Source organism: Methylobacterium sp. WL119 (assembly GCF_008039875.1).
Taxonomy (GTDB): domain Bacteria; phylum Pseudomonadota; class Alphaproteobacteria; order Rhizobiales; family Beijerinckiaceae; genus Methylobacterium.
In genome coordinates, this window is record NZ_VRUU01000010.1 from 1 (window position 1) to 21254 (window position 21254).

Below are 21254 nucleotides of genomic sequence, written 5' to 3' on the forward strand. Positions count from 1 at the left end.
GCGCCCGGCGCGACGCGGCCGCCGCGCGCGCGGCCGGCCCCGGCGCCTCGCCCTCGGCGACGATGTCGCGCCCGCGGACCGTGACGCGGAGCCAGGGCTCGGGCGATCCGGCCTCGGTCGCCTGCGCCACCGCCTCGCCGGCCTCGGCGATCCGCGCGCCGATCCCGGGCCCGGCGTACAGCGTGGTGCCGACCCAGATCAGCCCGAGCACGGGCAAGCCGAGCAGCCAGCCCTTGGATCGCAGGCCGTCAAGCGATGCGGGCGGATGGCGAGACGGCACGGGCTACGATCCGATGATGGCGGGCGATCCTCGTCTCACAGAGCGCATGATCGGGCACGGGTCCCCTCCCTCGCGCGGGAGAGAGTGCTGCGCCGTGCTTCGAACACGCCGTCCGGTGCCGCCACCCGGAGATGTGTGAGTCCTGGAACTTCTGCACCGGAAACCTGAACCGCCATCGCGGCATCATGAAGGCCGGCGGACGCTCACCCTTCGCGCAGCATCTCCAGCTCGAGCCAGCGCTCCTCGGCGCCGGACAGCTCGACCTCGGCCTGGGCGAGCATCGCCGACGCCTTGTCGAAGCGGGCCGCGTCGCGGGCGTAGAGGCCGGGATCGGCCAGCACCGTGCGCAGCTGCGCGATCGCGCCCTGCAGCTTCTCCATCCGCGCGGGCAGCGTCTTCAGCTCGTGCTGGTCCTTGAAGTTCAGCTTCGCCTTCGACGCGGGCGCCGTGTCCGCCCTTTCGCGAAGGTCGGCCTTTGCCCCGCTCTTGGCGTCGGCTTTCCCCTCGGCTTTTCCCTTGGCGCCGGCGCGCGCCTGCACGCCGATCCCGCGCTGGTTGACCATGTCGGAGTAGCCGCCGGCATACTCGACCCAGCGCCCCTCCCCTTCCGAGACCAGCACGCTGCCGACGACGCGGTCGAGGAAGTCGCGGTCGTGGCTCACCAGGATCAGGGTGCCGGAATAGTCGCCAAGCATCTCCTGCAGCAGGTCGAGGGTCTCCAGATCGAGGTCGTTGGTCGGCTCGTCGAGGACCAGAAGGTTGGCCGGCTGCGCCAGCGCGCGGGCGATCAGCAGCCGGTTGCGCTCGCCGCCGGAGAGCACCGACACCGGCGTGCGCGCCTGCTCGGGGGTGAACAGGAAGTCCTTCAGGTAGCCGACCACGTGGCGGCTGACGCCGTTGACGACGACGGAATCGCCGCTGCCGCCGGTCAGCACCTCGGTCACGGTCATGCTCGGCTCGAGCACCGCGCGGGCCTGGTCGAGCAGCATCATCTTCAGGTTGGTGCCCTGGCGGACGCTGCCGTCGTCGGGCTGCAGCTTGCCGGTGAGCAGGTTGATTAGCGTGGTCTTGCCGGCGCCGTTGGCGCCGACGATGCCGAGGCGGTCGCCGCGCATCACCCGCAGGGACAAGTCGGCGACGATCCGGCGCTCGCCGAAGCTCTTGCTCGCGTTCTTGGCCTCCATCACCAGCGTGCCCGAGGCCTCGGCCTCGCCAGCCTGCATCGTCACGGTGCCGACCGGGCGGCGGTCGTCGCGGCGCTCCTTGCGCAGCGCGTGCAGGTTGCCGAGGCGGCGCACGTTGCGCTTGCGCCGGGCGGTGACGCCGTAGCGGAGCCAGTGCTCCTCGTCGTTGATCTTGCGCTCGAGCTTGTGCCGGTCGCGCTCCTCCTCCTCGAAGAACGCGTCGCGCCAGGCCTCGAAGCCGGAAAACCCCTGCTCGATCCGGCGGGTGACACCACGGTCGAGCCAGATCGTGGCGCGGGACAGGGCGGAGAGGAAGCGCCGGTCGTGGCTGATCAGCACCATCGCGGCGCGGGTGCCCTTCAGCTCGGCCTCGAGCCACTCGATCGCCGGCAGGTCGAGGTGGTTGGTCGGCTCGTCCAGCAGCAGCACGTCGGGCTCGGGCGCCAGCGCCTGGGCGAGCGCGACGCGGCGGCCCTCGCCGCCCGAGAGCCGCGTCGGGTCCTCGCTGCCGTCGAGGCCGAGGCTTTCGAGCAGGTAGCGGGCGCGGTGATGGGCGTCGCCGTCGCCGAGGCCCGCCTCGACGAAGTCGAGGGTGGTGGCGAAGCCGGAGAAATCCGGCTCCTGGGCGAGATAGCGGATCGTTGTGCCGGGCTGGACGAAGCGGACGCCGCGATCCGGCTCGACGTGCCCGGCGGCGATCTTCATCAACGTCGACTTGCCCGATCCGTTGCGCCCAACGAGGCAGGTGCGCTCGCCGGGCGAGACGGAGAATCCCGCTCCCTCGATCAGCGGCGTGCCGCCGAAGGTGAGCGCGATGTCTTGAAGGGTCAGGAGCGGTGGGGCGGCCATGGCCGGGCTTATGGCAGCGCGGCCGCCTCACCACAAATGCCGATGCGCTCAGGCGACCGGGTCGGCGGGGCCGGTCGGCGTCGGCATGCCGGGCGTGGTCCCGGGGACCTCGGCCGGGGTGATGCCGGGCGCCTCGCTCGGGGTTTCGCCGGGGATCTCCGGGCCGGGCGCAGGGCTCGGCACGGTCGGCGGGTCGTAGGGCGTGTCGGGGGCCGGCGTCGGGTTCGTCGGCACCTCGGGGATCGCGCCGGGATCGGCCATGGGAAACGCTCCTCGCTGGGGTCGCGGCGCGTCTTGGCGCGCGCCGCGTGACGAGCGTGAACGGCGCGGTCGCGCCGGGTGTTCCGGTGCTACTTCTTGGTCAGCAGCAGGTTGCCTTCCTTGCCGACCATCTTCTTCACCTTGTCGGCGAACAGCGCGAGCAGCAGCGGCAGGTGGCACTCGACGCGCACGCTCTCCTGGCCGACGTCGATCTGGCCGTTCATGTTCTGCTTCATCGCCGAGATCGCGAAGTCGAGCCGGTCGCCGGTCCAGGCGAGGTTCTCGATGGTGACGCCGCTCTTGGCGAGCAAGGCGCGCCCCTGCTCGACACCGGTCTCGATGCGGCGGCGCGCCTCGTCGCGGCCGAGGTCGTGCGGGATGTCGACGATGAGGGGTTTTGCCATGGCTTTTCGCGCTGCGTCTCCGGTTCAGGCCCGGAGATGGGGCCGGCCGGTGTGCAGGGCAACGCCGGCCGGCCTGCCCATCAGTTCACGACGTGCAGCGAGACGTAGGTGGTGCCGCCCATGCCGAGCGCCCGGGCCGAGCCGCGGGACAGATCGATGATGCGGCCATGGACGAACGGGCCGCGATCGTTGATCCGCACCACGACCGACCGGCCGGTGCGCCGGTTCTCGACGCGGACGCGGGTGCCGAAGGGCAGGCTGCGGTGGGCGGCGGTCATCCCGTTCGGGTTGAAGCGCTCGCCGCTCGCGGTGCGATGGCCGCTGCCGTACCAGGATGCGCCTCCGCTCTGGGCGGCGGCCGGCAAGGAGGCGGCGACGAGCGACAGGGCGGTTCCGAGGGTGACGGAGGCGTTTCTGGCGACGGGTCGGAAAAGCATGCTTCGGTCCTTGGCTGTTGACGAGGGCGGCGCCAATCGAGACCGAACGGGGCTGAAATGAGACCCCCACATTTTGGGCAGCCGAATCACATTCCGGCCGAATTTCGAAGATGTCGTCCGCATTCGCCGCTGCAAGCAACGCACAAGCATTGAAGACTTGTCTTTTTCTCGGCGCGAATGCCCGATTACGGTGCGGTATAGTCTTCATACCCCCGCACAGGGACGCAGGAAGAACCGCCATCGAGGTCCGAGACGTGCGCTCAGCGAAACCCTGCTGCCCGCCCTGCGACTGAGCTTGGCCGTAGCGTGGGGCCGGGCTGGGCTCGTGGGCGCGGCGCCGCGGGCGCCTGCCTGCACCGCCGGGTCGTTCCGGGTCCACGACCGTGTCGGCGCACGACCCGGTCGCCGCGAGGCGCTTGGAGCGATCCATCCGGACATGCGAGCGCGGAACGCGACAATCGCCGCATCGGGTGCGGTCGATGCGGTCCCGGCAAGGCAAATCGCCGTGACGGGGATGGTTAAGGCGACGTGAACGCGACAGGCCGCGACGATCCAGAAAGAGATCGAAAGCAACGCCAGCCCCAAACCGGGACATGAAGTTCCGCAAATCGGAAACGCGACCTTTACCTTAACGGGGCCATGGTCTGCCGGTCAGTCGCGTAACCGGTGTTTGCCATGGCTTCCCCGCGTACCGTGGTTGCCGACGCCGCCGCCCGGAAACATGTCTCGCGTACCGGGCGCGCTTCGTCGGCACCACGGATGGGTCTCGTACCCGCCGTCCAGCGCCTTCCCCTCGACGAGATCCTCGTCGGCGACTGCATCGCGGCGATGAACCGCCTGCCGGCGTCGTCGGTCGACTGCGTCTTCGCCGACCCGCCCTACAATCTCCAGCTCGGCGACGCCTCGCTGATGCGGCCGGACCAGAGCCGGGTCGACGCCGTCGACGACGAATGGGACAAGTTCGCGAGCTTCGCCAGCTACGACAGCTTCACCCGCGACTGGCTCACCGCCTGCCGCCGGGTGATGAAGCCGAACGCCACGCTGTGGGTTATCGGGTCGTACCACAACATCTTCCGCGTCGGCAGCGTGCTGCAGGATCTTGGTTTCTGGATCCTCAACGACATCGTCTGGCGCAAGGCCAACCCGATGCCGAACTTCCGCGGCAAGCGCTTCACCAACGCGCACGAGACCCTGATCTGGGCCTCCCGCTCGGCCGAATCGAAGGGCTACACCTTCCATTACGACGCGCTGAAGGGCGGCAACGAAGACCTTCAGATGCGCTCGGACTGGTTCATCCCGCTCTGCACCGGCGACGAGCGCCTGAAGGGCGCCGACGGCAGCAAGGTCCACCCGACCCAGAAGCCGGAGGCGCTGCTCGCCCGCACGCTGCTCTCAGCGACCAATCCCGGCGACGTGGTGCTCGACCCGTTCTTCGGCACCGGCACCACCGGCGCGGTGGCCAAGCTGCTTGGGCGTCGCTTCATCGGCTGCGAGCGCGAGGCGGTCTACGCCGACGCCGCGCGCCGGCGCATCGACGCGGTGGTGCCGCTGTCGCGGGCCGCGCTCCTCGTCGCGCCGACCAAGCGCGCCGAGCCGCGGGTGCCGTTCCTCGGCGTGGTCGAGGCCGGCCATCTCAAGGCCGGCGACGTGCTCACCGACGAGCGCCGCCGCTTCAAGGCGACGGTGCGGCCGGACGGCCAGCTCGACGTCGGCGTCGCCATCGGCTCGATCCACAAGGTCGGCGCCCTGGTCCAGGGCCTGCCCGCCTGCAACGGCTGGACGTTCTGGCACGCCGAGCGCGCCGGCAAGCTGGTGGTGATCGACACCTATCGCGCGAAGCTCCGCGCGGTGATGGGGGCGGCGGGCTAGAACCGCGCCCCCCCCCCCGACGGATCGCGGGCTTGCCCGAGATCCGCACCTCGTGTGCCCAAGTCGGGCAGGCCTGACTTGGGTGCGGCGGAGGGGCGGAGGGAATGCGTGCGCGCCGTCAGCGTTTCCGCGTCGTCTTCCGCGCCGGCTTGCGGGCGGGCGGCACGACCTCCGGCTCCCCTTCGAACATCTCGTCCGTCGGCGCCGGCGGCTCGACGATGCGCGGCGTCGGCTTCGGCACCGGGCGGAAGCGCGGCGGGTCCGCGACCGTCTCGGGCGCTTCCCAGACCGCCAGCATCGGCATCGGCGGCGGCTCGCGCTTCGGCCGGCCGCGGGGCTTCGCCTCGGATTCCGGCTTCGGATCGAAGGCGTGGGCCAGCACCTTCCTCATCACGCCGGGCAGCGGCTCCGCGTCGAGGTCGCGCCGCGGCGTGAAGCGCATCCCGGTCGGCGCCTGCGTCGACAGCGCGACGCGGGCGAGAAACACGGTCAGCTCCAGCGGGAAATGCGTGAAGCCGTGCCGCACCAGCCCCGGCAGCCGTTTCCAGCGCGCGTCGAGGGGCGCGTCGAGGAGCGCGCCTGCGGGGTCGTAGTCCGGTGCCCATGCGCTCATCGGCGGCTCGGCCATGCTGCCGAGCAGGCCTTCCGGCGGCCGGGTGCGCAGCAGGACGGCCTCGTCGCCGGAGCGGACGACGACAAAGGCCGCGCCGCGCCGCAGGGAGCCCTTCACGGCCTTGAGCTTGCGCGGGTAGGTCTCCGGGTTGCCGGCCGCGCGGGCGCGGCAGGGCGTCATCCACGGGCAGAGCGCGCAGGCCGGGCGCTTCGGCGTGCAGATGGTGGCGCCGAGATCCATCACGGCCTGCGCGAAATCGCCGGGCCGGTCGAGCGGCACCAGCGCTTGCGTCACGCGCCGGATCTCGGGCCGGGCGCCGGGCAGCGGCGCCTCGATCGCGTAAAGCCGCGTCATCACCCGCTCGACGTTGCCGTCGACCGCCGCTTCCGGGCGGTCGAAGGCGATCGCCGCGACCGCGCCGGCCGTGTAGGCGCCGATGCCGGGGAGCTTGCGCAGCCCGTCGAGGGTGTCGGGGAAGCGCCCGGCCGCGGCCACCGCCTTGGCGCAGGCGTGGAGGTTGCGCGCCCGGGAATAGTAGCCGAGCCCGGCCCAGGCCGACATCACCGCCTCCTCCGGCGCCGCGGCCAGGGCGTCGACGTCGGGGAAGCGGGCGAGGAAGGTCGCGAAGTAGGGCTTCACCGCCGCGATCGTGGTCTGCTGCAGCATCACCTCGGAGAGCCAGACCCGGTAGGGATCGGGCCGCTCGCCGGGCAGCGCCCGCCACGGCAGAACGCGGCGGTGCCGGTCGTACCAGACCAGCAGGTCGGCGGCCTTCGGAAAGGGTTCGGACGCGGGCATCGCCGGCAGGCATAGCGGCCCGGGCTCTCCGCCGAAAGCGCTCCCTTTGCCGCCGGCCTTGCGCTATCCTCGCGCCCGCAACCGGCGGGATGTCCCAAGAACATGGCGCGCGTCAAACCGCTGGCGGAACTGATCGAGGGCTGCATCGGCCCGGCCTTCGCGGCGCAGGGCTTCGCCTCGACCGACATCCTCGCCGCCTGGCCCGACATCGTCGGGGAGCGGCTGGCACGATTCTGCCGGCCCTCGAAGCTCGAATGGCCCAAGCGCAAGCGCCGGACGGACGACGCGCCCGATTCGGGGACGCTGGTGGTGCGGGTCGAGGGCGTGTTCGCGATCGAGCTGCAGCACCTCGCGCCGGTGGTGATCCAGCGCATCAACGCCCATTACGGCTGGGCCTGCGTCGGCCGGATCGTGCTGCAGCAGGACCGGGTCGGCCGCAGCGCCCGGCGCCCGCCGGAGGCGACCGTCGACCCGGCCCGGCGCGGCGAGATCGCGCAGGCGGTCTCGACGATCGAGCACGACGGCCTGCGCGACGCCCTCGACCGGCTCGGGCTCGCCGTCGTCGCGACGTCGGCGAAGCGCTAGGCGCCTTGCCACGATGCGCCCGCGCCGTTACCGCACTCTCAACAAGACGACAGGACGGAACGCGGAGGCAGCCACGGCCATGATCACCCGGCGCGACGCTTTGAAAGCCACGGGCCTCGCCATCGGCGCCGCCCTCATCCTCCCCAAGCTGTCGATGGCGGCGCTCGCCGAGAGCGTGCCGGTCGACGGCCTGATGCAGCCGGGCCCGCTCGGCGACGTCTGGCTCGGGCCGAAGGACGCGAAGGTGACGATCATCGAGTACGCCTCGATGACCTGCTCGCACTGCGCCGCCTTCCACAAGATGACCTATCCGACGCTCAAGGAGCGCTACATCGACACCGGCAAGGTCCGGTTCACGCTGCGCGAGTTTCCGCTCGATCCGCTCGCCACCGCCGCCTTCATGCTGGCGCGCTGCGACGGCGAGGCGAAGTACTACCCGATCACCGACCTGCTGTTCGACCAGCAGCCGGCCTGGGCCTTCACCCCGAAGCCGGTCGACGCCCTGGAGCAGATGCTCAAGCAGGCCGGGTTCTCGAAGGAGAAGTTCGAGGCCTGCCTCAAGGACCAGAAGCTCTACGCGGCGGTCAACGGCGTGAAGCAGCGCGGTCTCGAGACGTTCAAGGTCGATTCGACGCCGACCTTCTTCATCAACGGCGAGCGCTACACCGGCGAGATGACGGTCGACGGAATCGAGAAGATCATCAAGCCGATCCTCGGTGCGTGAGGGTTCCGGGCGGGTCTCGCGCGACGCTGCGCACGCGCACGGCCCCGAGCGTAATTTTCTTAACGCCTGGAATGCCTTAAGCTCGACCTTTCGAGCCTTGACACCCCGGGGCGCCGAAACTAAGGTGCGCCGCGCTCGAAGGAGGCAATCCGCCCGGTTCCGTTCCTCTCGCCGATGTGAGTTCTCGCCGTGAGCGGCAACGACGCAAGGGACGAGGGAGAGACCGGACGGCCCACGCCGCCCGACAGCGAACTCTCAGCGAGGCTCCGACGCCTCGAGACGCAGATCGAACGGAAGCGGCCCCCGGCCCCTCCCGCTCATTCGTCGCGTTCGGGTTCGTCCGGAAGTCCGTCCTCCCTCGGGCAGGCCATGACGCTCTCCACGGAGTTCGTCGCCGGCGTGATCGCGGGAGGGGTGCTCGGCTGGATCTTCGATCGGATGCTCGGGACGAAACCCTGGGGTCTGATCGTACTTCTGATGCTGGGCTTCGTCGCTGGCGTCTTCAACGTGATGCGGGCATCCGGCTTCGCCGGCGCCCGTTCCGGACGGGACACCCCGCGGGATCCGTGAGGGCGACCGGTGTTTTGTGACCATCGATCCGGTTCGGCCATGCGGGCCGCCGGCAACGAGACGTGAGGGCGGAAGACGGCATGGCGGCCAGCATCGACCCGGGGCACTCCGTCGCCTTGCGACCGGATCCGATCCATCAGTTCGAGCTCAAGTCGATCCTGCCCTTCGGGCATCTCGGCCATCAGGAACTCGCGTTCACCCAGTCGGCGCTCTACATGTTCGCCGCCGTCGGCGTCATCGCGCTCCTGACGATCGTCGCCACCTCGAGCCGCTCGGTCGTACCGGGCCGGATGCAGTCGCTGGCCGAGATCTTCTACGAGTTCATCGCCGACACCCTGCACCAGGCCACCGGCGACGGCGGCAAGCGCTTCATGCCGCTGGTGTTCTCGCTCTTCATGTTCGTGCTGATCCTGAATCTGTTCGGCATGATCCCCTACGCCTTCGCGGTGACCAGCCACCTCGTCATCACCTTCGGCCTCGCCGCCCTGGTGATCTCGGTCGTGGTGATCTACGGCGTGATGAAGCACGGCGCGCACTTCTTCGGCCTGTTCGTGCCGCAGGGCGTGCCCAAGCCGCTGCTGGCCCTCCTCGTGCCGATCGAGGTGATCTCGTTCATCTCGCGGCCGATCAGCCTGTCGGTGCGTCTGTTCGCGAACGTGCTTGCCGGTCACATCGCGATGAAGATCTTCGCGTTCTTCGTCGTCGGGCTGCTTTCCGCAGGCGCATGGAGCGTGCTATCGCCCCTCCCGCTGTTCCTGACGATCGCGCTGACGGCTCTCGAATTCCTCGTTGCGGCGCTTCAGGCCTACGTCTTCGCGACGCTGACGGCGATCTACCTCAACGACGCGCTTCACCCCGGCCACTGAACAGGCCGGCTCCACCCGCGGCAAACGACGCACTCTCAAGACACTTCAGGAGTTTTCTATGGATCCCGTCGCTGCGAAGTACATCGGCGCCGGCCTCGCCTGCCTCGGCATGGCCGGCGCGGGCATCGGCCTCGGCAACCTGTTCGGCCAGTTCCTGGCAGGCGCCCTTCGCAACCCCTCGGCCGCCGACGGCCAGCGCGCCACGCTGCTCCTCGGCTTCGCGCTGACGGAAGCGCTCGGCATCTTCTCGCTGCTGATCGCCCTGCTCCTGCTGTTCGCCGTCTGATCGACGCCGACACCGCCGCCGCGCCGTTCGAAGTCGCGGCGGCCGATCACCAGTGAGCGCTCCGCCCCTCGCGCGAGCGCTCCATCGTCTTTCAAGGTCATACGGACGGGGCCATGGCGCAGCCGAATTCCCTCACCACACCGCCCGCCGGTTCCGACGTCCACATGGTCCCGGCCGGTGCCGCGGAGCCGGCGCGCGCCGCCGCGTTCCCGCCCTTCGAGACCCACACCTTCCTGGCGCAGCTGATCTGGCTCGCCCTCGCCTTCGGCCTGCTCTACTGGCTGATGGCCAACATCGCGCTCCCGCGCATCCAGGGCATTCTCCACGACCGCTCCGCGCGCCTCGCCGCCGACCTCGACCAGGCGCAGGCGATGAAGACGGAAGCCGACGCCGCCGGCGAGGCCTACGCCAAATCGCTGCGCGACGCGCAGGGCAAGGCCCGCGAGATCGCGCAGGGCACCCGCACCGAGCTCGCCGCCGCCGCCGAGACCAAGCGCAAGGCGCTCGAGGCCGAGCTCAACCAGAAGATCGCAGCCTCCGAGGCGACGATCCAGAGCCGGACGCAGGAAGCCATGGGCAACGTCCGCGCCATCGCCAGCGAGACCGCCTCCGCGATCGTCGAGCGGCTGACGGGCCAGGCGCCGGACCAGGCCAGCCTCGACCGCGCCCTCGATTCCACCGCGACCGCGCACTGAGACGGAAGAACCGACCATGTTGATGACAGCGGAATTCTGGGTCGCGGTCGCCTTCCTCGTCTTCATGGCGATCGTCTGGAAGGTCGGCGGCTTCGGGATCATGACCAAGGGCCTCGACGGCCGCGCCGTCCGCGTGCGCCACGAGCTCGACGAGGCTAAGCGCCTGCGCGAGGAGGCGGCCGCCGTGCTGGCCGACTACAAGCGCCGCCGCGCGGAAGCGGAGCGAGAGGCCGAGACCATCATCGCGAGCGCCCGCGACGAGGCCGAGCGTGCCGCCGCCGAGGGCCGCCAGCGCCTCGACGACTTCATCGCCCGCCGCACCAAGTCGGCCGAGACCAAGATCGCCCAGGCCGAGGCCAAGGCCCAGGCCGAGGTCCGTGCCGCAGCGGCCGACGCCGCGGTGAAGGTCTCCGAGACGATCCTGCGCGAGCGCATGCAGGGCGAGGCCGCCCAGGCGCTGGTGCGTTCGAGCCTCGGCGAGATCCGCACCCGCATGCGGGCCTGACCCTTCCGGGCAGGACCGACCGATCAAGCCGCCTCCGGGCGGCTTTTTCGTGCGCGTGCCTTCGCTCGCCTCGCTCACGTGCCGGAGACCGAAGCGGTCCAGCGCCGATGATGGCGCTGGTGCCCTCTTCCACCCGGCGACTGCGTCGATCTATTTCGCAAGAATGTCGGGAAAGGCGTGCGCCTCCCCTCCTCCGCTTCAGGGGGGAAGGAGGGCACGGTGGGCGACGCTGCCCGAAAGATGGATCCGGTCCACGAAACGGGAGTGACGCGGATCGCCGCTCGCTTGACGTCGTCGCCTCGAGAATCGGAGCTGCAGGAGGTGCCATTCGACACCGCGCGCGTCGGCCGCCCGGTGGTCGGCCTGCTGCTCAACCGACAGATGCTATAGGGCACACCGTCCTCGCCTTGCCGGGCGGGCCATCCTTCACGGACTGCGATGTCGCCGATCATCTCCATCGACAATCTGTCGAAGACCTACGCCTCGGGCCTGTCGGCGCTGAAGACCGTGAACCTCGCGATCGCGCGCGGCGAGATCTTCGCTCTGCTCGGGCCGAACGGCGCCGGCAAGTCGACCCTGATCAACATTGTCTGCGGCATCGTCACGCCGAGCACCGGCACCGTGACGGTCGACGGGCACGACATCGCCTCGGGCTATCGCGGGGCGCGCAAGGCGATCGGGCTGGTGCCGCAGGAACTCACCACCGACGCGTTCGAGAGCGTGTGGAACACGGTGAGCTTCACCCGCGGCCTGTTCGGCCTGAAGAAGGATCCCGGCCATATCGAGCGGGTGCTGCGCGACCTCTCCCTGTGGGAGAAGCGCGATTCACGGCTGATGACCCTGTCGGGCGGCATGAAGCGCCGGGTGCTCATCGCCAAGGCGCTGTCGCACGAGCCCAAGGTCCTGTTCCTCGACGAGCCCTCGGCGGGCGTCGACGTGGAGCTGCGCCAGGACATGTGGCGCATGGTGCGGCGCCTGCGCGAGCAGGGCGTCACCGTGATCCTGACCACGCACTACATCGAGGAGGCCGAGGAGATGGCCGACCGGATCGGCGTGATCCGCAAGGGCGAGATCATCCTCGTGGAGGAGAAGGCCGAGCTGATGCGCAAGCTCGGGCGCAAGCAGCTCACCCTCCAGTTGCTGGCCCCCCTCGCCGCGCTGCCGGCGGATCTCGCCGACCGCGGCCTCGAGCTCGGCCCCGGCGGGCAGGAGCTGGTCTACACCTACGATGCCAAGGGCGAGCGCACCGGCATCACCGGGCTGCTCACCGATCTCGGCGCGGCCGGCATCCGGTTCAGCGACCTGCGCACCAGCCAGTCGTCGCTCGAGGACATTTTCGTCGATCTCGTCAGGGAACGCGCATGACCGCGGCCGCCGCGAGGTCCGAACCATCCATCCCCCGGCTGCCGGCAGGCGCGAACGCGCGTCGCGGCCCGGGGCGTCGGCATCGAGAGGCAAACCGATGAACTGGCCGGCCATCCGCGCGATCTACCGGTTCGAGATGAGCCGCTTCTGGCGCACGGCGATGCAGAGCATCCTGGCGCCGGTGATCTCCACCTCGCTCTATTTCGTGGTGTTCGGCGCGGCGATCGGCTCGCGGATGAGCACCGTGGACGGCGTGCCCTACGGCCTGTTCATCGTGCCCGGGCTCGTGATGCTCGCGCTGCTGACCCAGAGCATCGCCAACGCCTCGTTCGGCATCTACTTCCCGCGCTTCGCCGGCACGATCTACGAGATCCTCTCGGCGCCGATCTCGCCGGTCGAGGTGGTGCTCGGCTATGTCGGGGCGGCGGCCTCGAAGTCGATCCTGATCGGGTTGATCATCCTCGCGACCGCCGCGCTGTTCGTGCCGCTGCACATCGAGCACCCGGTGTGGATGATGGCCTTCCTGGTGCTGACGGCGGTGACGTTCAGCCTGTTCGGCTTCGTCATCGGCCTGTGGGCCGACGGCTTCGAGAAGCTGCAGCTGGTGCCGCTCCTCGTCGTGACGCCGCTGACCTTCCTCGGCGGCAGCTTCTACGCGATCGAGATGCTGCCGCCGTTCTGGCGCACCGTCAGCCTGGCGAACCCCGTGGTCTACCTGATCAGCGGGTTTCGCTGGGCCTTCTTCGGCACGGCCGACGTCGCCATCGGCATCAGCCTGGCGATGACCGGCCTGTTCCTGGCGGTCTGCCTCGGGCTCGTCGCCTGGATCTTCCGCACCGGCTACCGCCTCAAGAGCTGAGCCGCCGGCCCGTCTGCCTGGAGCCGTTCGAAAACGCATAAAGACATCTTTATGTCTTGATTGCTTCGTATCCGGCGCTCTGCTAGATGCCTCGGCGAGAGGCAACCCGCGACACGGAGCGAAGCGAAATGGCCCAGGATTATATCGTCAAGGACATCGGCCTGGCCGAGTACGGCCGCAAGGAGATCTCGATCGCCGAGACCGAGATGCCGGGCCTGATGGCCACCCGCGAGGAATACGGCCCGTCGCAGCCGCTCAAGGGCGCGAAGATCGCCGGCTCGCTGCACATGACGATCCAGACCGCGGTGCTGATCGAGACGCTCAAGGCTCTCGGCGCCGACATCCGTTGGGTCTCGTGCAACATCTACTCGACCCAGGACCACGCAGCCGCCGCGATCGCCGCCGCCGGCATCCCGGTCTTCGCCATCAAGGGCGAGACCCTCGAGGAGTACTGGGACTACACCTCGAAGCTGTTCGACTGGCATGGCGGCGGAACGCCGAACATGATCCTCGACGACGGCGGCGACGCCACCATGTTCGTCCACCTGGGCCTGCGCGCCGAGAACGGCGACACCGCCTTCCTCGACAAGCCCGAGTCGGAGGAGGAGGAGATCTTCTTCGCGCTCCTGAAGAAGAAGCTCGCTGAGAAGCCGAAGGGCTGGTTCGCCGGTCTCGCCGACGCGATCAAGGGCGTCTCGGAGGAGACCACCACCGGCGTCCACCGCCTCTACAACCTCGCCAAGGAGGGCAAGCTGCTCTTCCCGGCGATCAACGTGAATGACGCGGTCACCAAGTCGAAGTTCGACAACCTCTACGGTTGCCGCGAGTCGCTGGTGGACGGCATCCGCCGCGGCACCGACGTGATGATGGCCGGCAAGGTCGCGATGGTCGCCGGCTTCGGCGACGTCGGCAAGGGTTCGGCCTCCTCGCTGCGCCATGCCGGCTGCCGCGTGCTGGTCTCGGAGGTCGATCCGATCTGCGCGCTCCAGGCCGCGATGGAAGGCTACGAGGTCGTGACGATGGAAGACGCGGCGCCCCGCGCCGACATCTTCGTCACCGCCACCGGCAACAAGGACATCATCACCCTCGACCACATGCGGGCGATGAAGGACCGGGCGATCGTCTGCAACATCGGCCACTTCGACAACGAGATCCAGGTCGCCGGCCTGAAGAACCTCAAGTGGTCGAACATCAAGCCGCAGGTCGACGAGATCACCTTCGCCGACGGCCACCGCATCATCCTGCTGTCGGAAGGCCGCCTGGTGAACCTCGGCAACGCCACCGGCCACCCGTCCTTCGTAATGTCGGCCTCGTTCACCAACCAGACGCTGGCCCAGATCGAGCTCTGGACCAACCCGGGCAAGTACGAGAAGCAGGTCTACACCCTGCCGAAGGCGCTCGACGAGAAGGTCGCGCTGCTCCACCTCGAGAAGATCGGCGTGAAGCTCTCGAAGCTCCGCCCCGACCAAGCCGCCTATATCGGCGTTTCCGAGAACGGCCCGTTCAAGCCCGACCACTACCGCTACTGAGACCCTCGGCGCGGGGACGCGCCGGGCAGGACCGATGCGAGACAGGAGGGCCCGGCGGTTGCGCCGGGCCCTCTTCGTTTGTCAAGGCACCACCGCCCGGCCGGACTGTGTCTTCTGTGTGTCGTTCGCACGCGACCTGCCGACCCACGGTTACGGCCAAGCTAATTCCGCTTCCGGCGCAAATCCCCGACGCGTTAGACTGCCCCCGGTTCGGCAGGTCGTCAGGTCGTCGCGTCTCCCCTCCCCCGAAACGGGGCGCGGGGAACCGGCGCCGCATGCGCCACGCATTCGTTCGCGTCGGTCCGACCGGCGGTTTTGGGAGACGGGACGGATCATGGAGGTCGATCGGGCGGCACGGCGCATCGCCGGGGCCGGCGCTCTCTTCGCCGCCGCGACCGGCCTCCCGGCTCCGTCCCTCGCGGCGGGCGCCGATTTTCCGGCCTGGGGATTCGGCTCGCACATGCACAACGTCGCGGCGGCCGCGATCTTCGGCGGCCTCGTCGCCTTCGCCACCATCGTCGCCCTGCTCTACCTGAGCGAGCGCTCGCGCTGGACCCGGCGCGAGCGCGAGCAGGCCGCGGCCCTCGACGCGCTCAGCGGTGCCCACGACCGCGCCGAGATGCTGCTCGCCGCGGAGCGCCAGATCATCGTGACTTGGGACGGGCGCAGCGAGCCGGTGGTCGAGGGCGACGTCGGGCTGGCCTTCGACGGCACGCGCCCCGCGATCGGCTCCGCCCGCCGCATCCTCGCCTTCGGCACGTGGCTGGTGCCGACCGACGCCGAGGCGATCGAGACCGCGGTCGAGGCCCTGCGCATCCGGGGCACGAGCTTCCGCACCACCCTGCGCAGCCAGTCAGGCCGCAGCATCGAGGCGCAGGGCCAAGCGGTGGCCGGGCGCGTCCTGCTGCGCCTGCGCGAGACCACGGAGGATCGCCGCCAGATCTCGGAGCTGCGCGAGACCCTCGAGGATGCCCGCCGCGGCCTGTCGGCGCTGGCCGGCCTGCTCGACGCGATCCCGCAGCCGGTCTGGCGGCGCAACCGCGAGGGCGGCCTCGCCTGGGTCAACACCGCCTACGTCGCCGCGGTCGAGGCGGCGAACCGCGAATCCGCGATCCAGGCCGGGATCGAGCTGCTCGACCGCCCGGCCCGCGAGATGATCGCCCGCGAGGACGGCCAGCGCCGCCCCGCCGGCCAGCGCGCCGCGTTGCGCCTGTCGGCGGTGGTGGCCGGCGGCCGCCGCATCCTCGACGTCACCGAGACCGCCCTGGAGGGCGGGCGGGTCGGGATCGCGGTCGACGTCTCCGAGCTCGAGAGCGTCCGCGCCGACCTGCAGCGCCAGATGGATGCGAACGTGCGCACCCTCGACCAGCTGCCGACCGCGGTGGCGATGTTCGATGCCGGGCAGCGCCTGATCTTCCACAACGCCGCCTACCGCCAGCTCTGGGAGCTCGACCAGGGCTTCCTCGACGGGCGCCCGCTCGACGGCGAGATCCTCGACCATCTCCGCGCCCAGCGGAAGCTGGAGGAGCATGCCGACTTCCGCAGCTGGAAGCAGGGCGTGCTCGCGGCCTACCGCTCGGCCGAGGCGAACCCCGCCTGGTGGTACCTGCCCGACGGCCGCACGCTGCGCGTGCTGGCCGAGCCGAACCCGCAGGGCGGCCTCACCTACCTGTTCGACGACGTCTCGGACCGGATGAAGCTCGAATCCCGCTACAACGCGCTGATGCGGGTGCAGGCCGAGACGCTGGACACCCTCAAGGAGCCCGTGGCGGTGTTCGGCGCCGACGGCCGCCTGACCTTCGCCAACCGCGCCTTCGCCACCGCTTGGCGCCTCGACCCCGAGACGCTGGAGGCGCGTCCGCACGTCGAGGCGGTGATCGAGGCGTGCCGCGTGCTGGCGCCGGCCGACGAGCCCTGGCTCGACATCCGCGACGCGGTGGTCGGGCTCGAGTCCCGCACCGGCCTCGCCTGCAAGCTCGAGATGGTCGACGGCACCGTGCTCGACTGCGCCGCTCAGCCCCTGCCCGAGGGCGCGACGCTGATCACCCTGATCGACGTGACCGCGAGCGTGAACGTCGAGCGGGCGCTGACCGAGAAAAACGACGCGCTGGAGAAGGCGGCGCAGCTGCGCGACACCTTCGTCCACCACGTCTCCTACGAGCTGCGCTCGCCGCTGACCAACATCATCGGCTTCACCCAGCTGCTCGGCGACGAGACGGTCGGCGCCCTCAACGCGCGCCAGCGCGAGTATTCCGAACACATCATGCGCTCGTCGGGGGCGCTGCTGGTGATCATCAACGACATCCTCGACCTCGCCTCGATCGATGCCGGCTCGCTCGAGCTCCAGCGCGAGACCGTCGACGTCCAGGCGACCGTCGAGGCGGCCCTGCTCGGCATCGAGGACCGCCTCGCGGAATCCGACCTGAACCTCGTCCTCGACGTGCCCGACGACATCGGCAGCGTGTTCGTCGACGGCAAGCGCGTGCGCCAGATCCTGTTCAACCTGATGTCGAACGCGGTCGGCTTCTCCAGCGCCGGCCAGAGCATCACCGTTCGGGCGCGGCGGAATGCGGGCGACCTCGTGCTCAGCGTGCGCGACCAGGGCCGCGGCATGCCGCCGGAGATCGCCGCCCATGTGTTCGACCGCTTCGAGAGCCACACGCTGGGCACCCGCCACCGCGGCGTCGGCCTCGGCCTGTCGATCGTTCGCTCCTTCGTCGAGCTGCACGGCGGCCGGGTGTCGCTCGATTCGCGGCCCGGGGCCGGCACCTGCGTCAGCTGCAGCTTCCCGATCGTCGCGCCGACGATGCCGTCGGCCCGCGACTCCGAGGCGGCCGAGTAGGCCGCTTTCCGTCAGCCGAGCGCCCGCGCCGCCTCGGCCACCGCCTGGACGCGGCCGTCCACCGTCCGCGAGGCTTCCGCGATCCCGTCCATGTTCAGCCGGACGCGCTGGACGCTCTCGGCCGCGTTCTGCATGTTGACCGACATGTCGCGCGTCACCGCCGCCTGCTGCGTCACCGCGGAGGAGACGCTGAGCGAGATGTGGCTGACCTGCCCGATCGTCTGCCCAACCAGCTCGATCGCCCGCACCGCCTCCGCGGTCGCCTCCTGGACGGCCGTGACCTGCTTGCCGATCTCCTCGGTCGCGCGCGAGGATTGCGTCGCCAGCGCCTTGACCTCGGCGGCGACGGCGAACCCGCGGCCGGCCTGCCCGGCGCGCGCGGCCTCGATCGTCGCGTTGAGCGCCAGCAGGTTGGTCTGGTCGGCGATGGTGCGGATCGTGGTGATCACGCTGCCGATCCGCTCGGCCGAGGCGGTGAGCCCGGAGATGATGGTGCGCGCCTCGTCGGAGCGGCCGACCGCCTCGTCGGAGGCCGTCTTGGCGTCGATCGCGTGCCGCGTCAGCTCCTCGATCGAGGTCAAGAACTCCTCGGCGCCGGCGGCGACCGCCTGGACGTTGCCGGAGGTCTCGGCGGCCGCGCGCGCGGTCTCCGTCGACTGCCGGCTCACCCCCGACATCTCCTGCATGATGTGGCCGAGGTCGACCTCGATCAGGCGCTGGCCTTCGGCGCGGCGGCGGCGCTCGTGCACCTGGGCGGTCACGTCGGTGGCGAACTTCACGACCGCGAAGGGGCGGCCGTCGCGATCGAGGATCGGGTTGTAGGCGCCGTGGATCCAGACCTCGTTGCCGCCCTTGCCCATCCGACGGAACTCGCCCGCCTGGAAGGCGCCTCCGGCCAGCGCCTTCCAGAACGCGGCGTAGGCTGGGGAATCGGCCTCGGCCGCGTCGACGAAGATCCGATGGTGGCGGCCTTTGATCTCGTCGAGCCGGTAGCCCATCGTCGTGAGGAAGTTCGCGTTCGCGTCGGTGACGGTCCCGTCGAGGGTGAAGTGGATCACGGCCTGGGAGCGGTTGATCGCGTCGATCTGGCCCTGGCTGGTCGCGGCGGCCATGGTCTCGGCGGTGATGTCGGTGGCGAGCTTCACGATCTGCACCGGCTGGCCCCGCCGATCGAGCACGGGATTGTAGGATGCCTGCAGCCAAATCTCGCGACCGTCCTTCGCCACGCGCTTGAACGAGCGGGCCTGGGTCTCGCCGCGGGCCAAGGCTTCCCAGAAGGCGCGGTAGGCCGCGCTCTCGCGCTCGCTGCGCTCCATCAAGATCCCGTGATGCGCGCCTCGGATCTCGGAAAGCGTATACCCGAACAGGGTCAGGAAGTTCGCGTTCGCATCGATGATCCACCCGTCGAGGCCGAAAACGATCCGCGCCTGAGACCGATCGATCGCATCGATCAGGGCGCTCATCTTCTGGTTGAATATCGTCATCGTCAGTACCCCGCGGCGCGCGACATGACTTTTAGCTTGGCAGGCGAGGCTTAAAATTTGATCCACCGGGACTTTTAGCAGGACACGACTACGTGCTCGCGCCGCCCATTGACGAACTTCGGGACGCATCGAGGTCGTCGAGCACGCTGCGGTCTTTTTTGTCCGAAACACCTTCCGGTTGTTTCAGGCTGCAAGCTCAGCCGGAATATCGGGATCGGGCGTTCCGGACGCATCCGACCGATCGCGCGGCGCCGGCGAACGCCCTGCGCTCGGTCCGGCCGCAGCTTGACCGGGCCTCGTTCGGCCGCCACGACGCTGGCGATGCCCGAGCACGCGCAATCCGGCTGGACCGTCTTCCGCAACGGCGATTTCCGCCTGTTCGGGATCTCCCGTTTCCTGACCGGTCTCGCCTACCAGATGCAGGCCGTGGCCGTCGGCTGGTTCGTCTACGACCTGACCCGCTCGGCCTGGGCGCTCGGGCTCGTCGGCCTGGCGGGCTTCCTGCCGGCGATGCTCGCCGCGCTGATCACCGGGCACGTCGCCGACACCTACGACCGCCGCCTCGTGGCGGCGGCGGCCTTCGCGGTGCAGGCGGCGACGAGCGCGGCGCTTCTCGCCTATGCCTGGAGCGGCGCGAGCGCGGTGTGGCCGGTCTACGGGCTCGTCGTGCTGATCGGGACGGCGCGCGCCTTCGCCAACCCCGCCCTGCAGGCGCTGCTGCCGACGCTGGTGCCGCGCGACCTCTTCGGCGCCGCGATCGCCTGGAACGCCTCGCTCTGGCAGAGCGCGTCGGTGCTCGGGCCGGCTTTCGGGGGCTTCCTCTACGCGCTCGGGCCGATGGTCGTGTTCGGATCGGCGTTGGCCAGCTTCGCGCTGGCGGCGCTCGCGACCACGGCGATCCGCTATCGGCCGGCGGCGGTCACGGAGCGGCCGCCGGTGACCTGGGCGACGCTGTCGGCCGGGATCGGCTACATCCGCGCGCACCCGGTGGTGCTCGGCGCGATCAGCCTCGACCTGTTCGCGGTGCTGCTCGGCGGCGCCACCGCCCTGCTGCCGATCTTCGCCGCCGAAGTGTTGCATGTCGGCCCGCTCGGCCTCGGCGCGCTGCGCAGCATGCCGGCCGCCGGCGCCGTGCTGATGGCGATCGTGCTCGCCTACCGGCCGCTGCGGCGCCATGCGGGCGTGCGGATGCTGCGCGCCGTGGCGGTGTTCGGCCTCGCCATCATCGTGTTCGGGCTCTCGACCTCGCTGCCGCTGTCGATGGCCTGCCTGTTCGTCACGGGCGCGGCCGACATGATCAGCGTCTACGTCCGCCAGACCTTCGTGCAGGGCGAGACGCCGGACGCGATGCGCGGCCGGGTCTCGGCCGTGAACACCGTCTTCATCGGCGCCTCGAACGAGCTCGGCGAGTTCGAGTCCGGCTCGGTCGCGGCGCTCATCGGCGCGGTGCCGGCGGTGGTCGTCGGCGGCGCCGCGACGGTGCTCGTCGCGGTGCTGTGGGGCCGGATCTTCCCGGCCCTGCGGGCCCGCGACCGCCTGCTGCGCGAGGGGTGAGGCCGGCGACCGACGGCAAACGGCCAAGCTAACCCATTCCGGCCAGGATGCGCTGCTCTACGGACGGCCGCCCGGCTGGTCCGGGTTCGTGGAGGAAGAAGATTTTGCTCGTCCGTACCGTCGTTGCGTTCGCCCTCACCACCACCGCCGCGCTCGCCGCGCCGAACGCGTCGGCCGTGCCCGACCGCGCCGCGCTGAAGCAGAACTGCACCGGCGACTACCTCGCCCTGTGCAGCGAGTTCGCCCCGGACAGCCCCGAGGTGCATGCCTGCTTCAAGCAGAACCGCGCCAGCCTGTCGCCGAACTGCCAGGCCGCGATCGGCAGCTACACGAAGGCGCAGAAGCGGGGCTGAGGCGGACCCGTCGTGCGGCCGTCGACGGATCGGGGGCCTGGAACGGACGACGCCCGTCACGTGGCGTCCTCAACGCTGCCGCGCGACCGATTATCCCTTCTGCATGCGTTCAGGCGCCGCGAAGGGATGATGGCAGGTTGATCAGGCATTCGGCCGTCGATCGAGCCCGTCGGACGGTCAGCTGCGAACCGATCGGCCTCGCCTAGCGAGCGACGCCGCTGACTTCCGATCCGGTCCCGTCGCGGCGGGATGCCGGCCAGGCCGAACGCGCCGCGCTGCGCGATCGCGCAGCCGCGCTTGCCCGGGACGCCCTCGCGACGGAGGGTCGGGGCGATGCGGTCG

General features: G+C 70.1%; 20 protein-coding genes and 1 pseudogene. 14 read left to right on the plus strand and 7 right to left on the minus strand.

The genetic code is table 11. The features are described from left to right. From FV227_RS06615 to FV227_RS06635, 5 genes and pseudogenes are all read right to left on the minus strand, one after another. A pseudogene (locus FV227_RS06615) lies at nucleotides 1-280 on the minus strand (hypothetical protein); the annotation flags it as partial. 203 nt (nucleotides 281-483) lie between these two features. Further along, nucleotides 484-2313 (minus strand): ATP-binding cassette domain-containing protein, encoded by a 1830-nt coding sequence (locus FV227_RS06620; RefSeq protein ID WP_147729105.1) that lies wholly within the window; start codon nucleotides 2311-2313, stop codon nucleotides 484-486. 48 nt (nucleotides 2314-2361) lie between these two features. After that, nucleotides 2362-2574 carry a hypothetical protein gene (locus FV227_RS06625; protein WP_147858599.1) on the minus strand — a complete coding sequence of 71 codons (213 nt, stop codon included), beginning with the start codon at nucleotides 2572-2574 and terminating at the stop codon, nucleotides 2362-2364. 89 nt (nucleotides 2575-2663) lie between these two features. Beyond that, nucleotides 2664-2978 (minus strand): polyhydroxyalkanoic acid system family protein, encoded by a 315-nt coding sequence (locus FV227_RS06630; protein WP_147729107.1) that lies wholly within the window; start codon nucleotides 2976-2978, stop codon nucleotides 2664-2666. 80 nt (nucleotides 2979-3058) lie between these two features. Beyond that, a complete protein-coding gene (locus FV227_RS06635) occupies nucleotides 3059-3415 on the minus strand; it encodes a septal ring lytic transglycosylase RlpA family protein (RefSeq protein ID WP_246686587.1) in 357 nt (118 codons plus the stop codon). A 675-nt stretch (nucleotides 3416-4090) separates the two neighbouring features. Between FV227_RS06635 and FV227_RS06640 the strand changes: the two genes are divergently transcribed. Next, nucleotides 4091-5284 (plus strand): site-specific DNA-methyltransferase, encoded by a 1194-nt coding sequence (locus tag FV227_RS06640; RefSeq protein ID WP_147729732.1) that lies wholly within the window; start codon nucleotides 4091-4093, stop codon nucleotides 5282-5284. Nucleotides 5285-5402: 118 nt separating this feature from the next. Here FV227_RS06640 and mutY read toward each other — a convergent pair whose 3' ends face one another. Further along, complete coding sequence (mutY, locus tag FV227_RS06645) at nucleotides 5403-6695, minus strand: A/G-specific adenine glycosylase (protein ID WP_147858600.1); 1293 nt, start codon at nucleotides 6693-6695, stop codon at nucleotides 5403-5405. A 102-nt stretch (nucleotides 6696-6797) separates the two neighbouring features. Between mutY and FV227_RS06650 the strand changes: the two genes are divergently transcribed. From FV227_RS06650 to FV227_RS06700, 11 genes are all read left to right on the plus strand, one after another. Then, nucleotides 6798-7280, plus strand: a complete 483-nt coding sequence (locus FV227_RS06650) for a DciA family protein (protein WP_147727167.1) — start codon at nucleotides 6798-6800, stop codon at nucleotides 7278-7280. Nucleotides 7281-7359: 79 nt separating this feature from the next. Beyond that, on the plus strand, nucleotides 7360-8004 hold the full coding sequence (locus FV227_RS06655; protein WP_147727168.1) for a DsbA family protein: 645 nt from the start codon (nucleotides 7360-7362) through the stop codon (nucleotides 8002-8004). A 189-nt stretch (nucleotides 8005-8193) separates the two neighbouring features. Beyond that, the gene (locus tag FV227_RS06660) at nucleotides 8194-8574 is read left to right on the plus strand and encodes an AtpZ/AtpI family protein (RefSeq protein ID WP_147727169.1); all 381 of its coding nucleotides are present in this window, start codon (nucleotides 8194-8196) and stop codon (nucleotides 8572-8574) included. 80 nt (nucleotides 8575-8654) lie between these two features. Further along, a complete protein-coding gene (locus FV227_RS06665) occupies nucleotides 8655-9440 on the plus strand; it encodes a F0F1 ATP synthase subunit A (protein WP_147727170.1) in 786 nt (261 codons plus the stop codon). A gap of 58 nt (nucleotides 9441-9498) precedes the next feature. Then, nucleotides 9499-9726, plus strand: coding sequence for a F0F1 ATP synthase subunit C (locus FV227_RS06670; protein ID WP_007566773.1), 228 nt, complete (start codon nucleotides 9499-9501; stop codon nucleotides 9724-9726). Nucleotides 9727-9890: 164 nt separating this feature from the next. Beyond that, entirely contained in the window at nucleotides 9891-10421 is a 531-nt protein-coding gene (locus FV227_RS06675; RefSeq protein WP_246687866.1) for a F0F1 ATP synthase subunit B', read from the plus strand. Between the two features lie 19 nt (nucleotides 10422-10440). Next, nucleotides 10441-10926, plus strand: coding sequence for an ATP F0F1 synthase subunit B (locus FV227_RS06680; RefSeq protein ID WP_187274714.1), 486 nt, complete (start codon nucleotides 10441-10443; stop codon nucleotides 10924-10926). A gap of 438 nt (nucleotides 10927-11364) precedes the next feature. After that, nucleotides 11365-12291, plus strand: coding sequence for an ABC transporter ATP-binding protein (locus FV227_RS06685; RefSeq protein WP_147727173.1), 927 nt, complete (start codon nucleotides 11365-11367; stop codon nucleotides 12289-12291). A 97-nt stretch (nucleotides 12292-12388) separates the two neighbouring features. Beyond that, the gene (locus FV227_RS06690) at nucleotides 12389-13150 is read left to right on the plus strand and encodes an ABC transporter permease (RefSeq protein ID WP_147727174.1); all 762 of its coding nucleotides are present in this window, start codon (nucleotides 12389-12391) and stop codon (nucleotides 13148-13150) included. Nucleotides 13151-13278: 128 nt separating this feature from the next. Then, entirely contained in the window at nucleotides 13279-14679 is a 1401-nt protein-coding gene (ahcY, locus tag FV227_RS06695; RefSeq protein WP_147727175.1) for an adenosylhomocysteinase, read from the plus strand. A gap of 334 nt (nucleotides 14680-15013) precedes the next feature. Beyond that, the gene (locus FV227_RS06700) at nucleotides 15014-17521 is read left to right on the plus strand and encodes a PAS domain-containing sensor histidine kinase (RefSeq protein WP_147858602.1); all 2508 of its coding nucleotides are present in this window, start codon (nucleotides 15014-15016) and stop codon (nucleotides 17519-17521) included. Between the two features lie 11 nt (nucleotides 17522-17532). Here FV227_RS06700 and FV227_RS06705 read toward each other — a convergent pair whose 3' ends face one another. Then, nucleotides 17533-19005, minus strand: coding sequence for a PAS domain-containing methyl-accepting chemotaxis protein (locus FV227_RS06705; RefSeq protein ID WP_147726874.1), 1473 nt, complete (start codon nucleotides 19003-19005; stop codon nucleotides 17533-17535). A gap of 321 nt (nucleotides 19006-19326) precedes the next feature. Between FV227_RS06705 and FV227_RS06710 the strand changes: the two genes are divergently transcribed. Both FV227_RS06710 and FV227_RS06715 read left to right on the plus strand, forming a co-directional pair. Beyond that, nucleotides 19327-20559 (plus strand): MFS transporter, encoded by a 1233-nt coding sequence (locus FV227_RS06710; protein ID WP_147726876.1) that lies wholly within the window; start codon nucleotides 19327-19329, stop codon nucleotides 20557-20559. A 104-nt stretch (nucleotides 20560-20663) separates the two neighbouring features. Continuing rightward, on the plus strand, nucleotides 20664-20912 hold the full coding sequence (locus tag FV227_RS06715; RefSeq protein WP_147726879.1) for a hypothetical protein: 249 nt from the start codon (nucleotides 20664-20666) through the stop codon (nucleotides 20910-20912). Nucleotides 20913-21254 lie beyond the last annotated feature (342 nt).

Coding starts and splice junctions, on each gene's coding strand:
- ahcY (WP_147727175.1), top strand. CDS start 13,279: ATGGCCCAGGATTATATCGTCAAGGACATCGGCCTGGCCGAGTACGGC.
- FV227_RS06710 (WP_147726876.1), top strand. CDS start 19,327: ATGCCCGAGCACGCGCAATCCGGCTGGACCGTCTTCCGCAACGGCGAT.
- FV227_RS06675 (WP_246687866.1), top strand. CDS start 9,891: ATGGTCCCGGCCGGTGCCGCGGAGCCGGCGCGCGCCGCCGCGTTCCCG.
- FV227_RS06665 (WP_147727170.1), top strand. CDS start 8,655: ATGGCGGCCAGCATCGACCCGGGGCACTCCGTCGCCTTGCGACCGGAT.
- FV227_RS06640 (WP_147729732.1), top strand. CDS start 4,091: ATGGCTTCCCCGCGTACCGTGGTTGCCGACGCCGCCGCCCGGAAACAT.
- FV227_RS06685 (WP_147727173.1), top strand. CDS start 11,365: ATGTCGCCGATCATCTCCATCGACAATCTGTCGAAGACCTACGCCTCG.
- FV227_RS06650 (WP_147727167.1), top strand. CDS start 6,798: ATGGCGCGCGTCAAACCGCTGGCGGAACTGATCGAGGGCTGCATCGGC.
- mutY (WP_147858600.1), bottom strand. CDS start 6,695: ATGCCCGCGTCCGAACCCTTTCCGAAGGCCGCCGACCTGCTGGTCTGG.
- FV227_RS06670 (WP_007566773.1), top strand. CDS start 9,499: ATGGATCCCGTCGCTGCGAAGTACATCGGCGCCGGCCTCGCCTGCCTC.
- FV227_RS06625 (WP_147858599.1), bottom strand. CDS start 2,574: ATGGCCGATCCCGGCGCGATCCCCGAGGTGCCGACGAACCCGACGCCG.
- FV227_RS06635 (WP_246686587.1), bottom strand. CDS start 3,415: ATGCTTTTCCGACCCGTCGCCAGAAACGCCTCCGTCACCCTCGGAACC.
- FV227_RS06655 (WP_147727168.1), top strand. CDS start 7,360: ATGATCACCCGGCGCGACGCTTTGAAAGCCACGGGCCTCGCCATCGGC.
- FV227_RS06690 (WP_147727174.1), top strand. CDS start 12,389: ATGAACTGGCCGGCCATCCGCGCGATCTACCGGTTCGAGATGAGCCGC.
- FV227_RS06620 (WP_147729105.1), bottom strand. CDS start 2,313: ATGGCCGCCCCACCGCTCCTGACCCTTCAAGACATCGCGCTCACCTTC.
- FV227_RS06705 (WP_147726874.1), bottom strand. CDS start 19,005: ATGACGATATTCAACCAGAAGATGAGCGCCCTGATCGATGCGATCGAT.
- FV227_RS06700 (WP_147858602.1), top strand. CDS start 15,014: ATGGAGGTCGATCGGGCGGCACGGCGCATCGCCGGGGCCGGCGCTCTC.
- FV227_RS06630 (WP_147729107.1), bottom strand. CDS start 2,978: ATGGCAAAACCCCTCATCGTCGACATCCCGCACGACCTCGGCCGCGAC.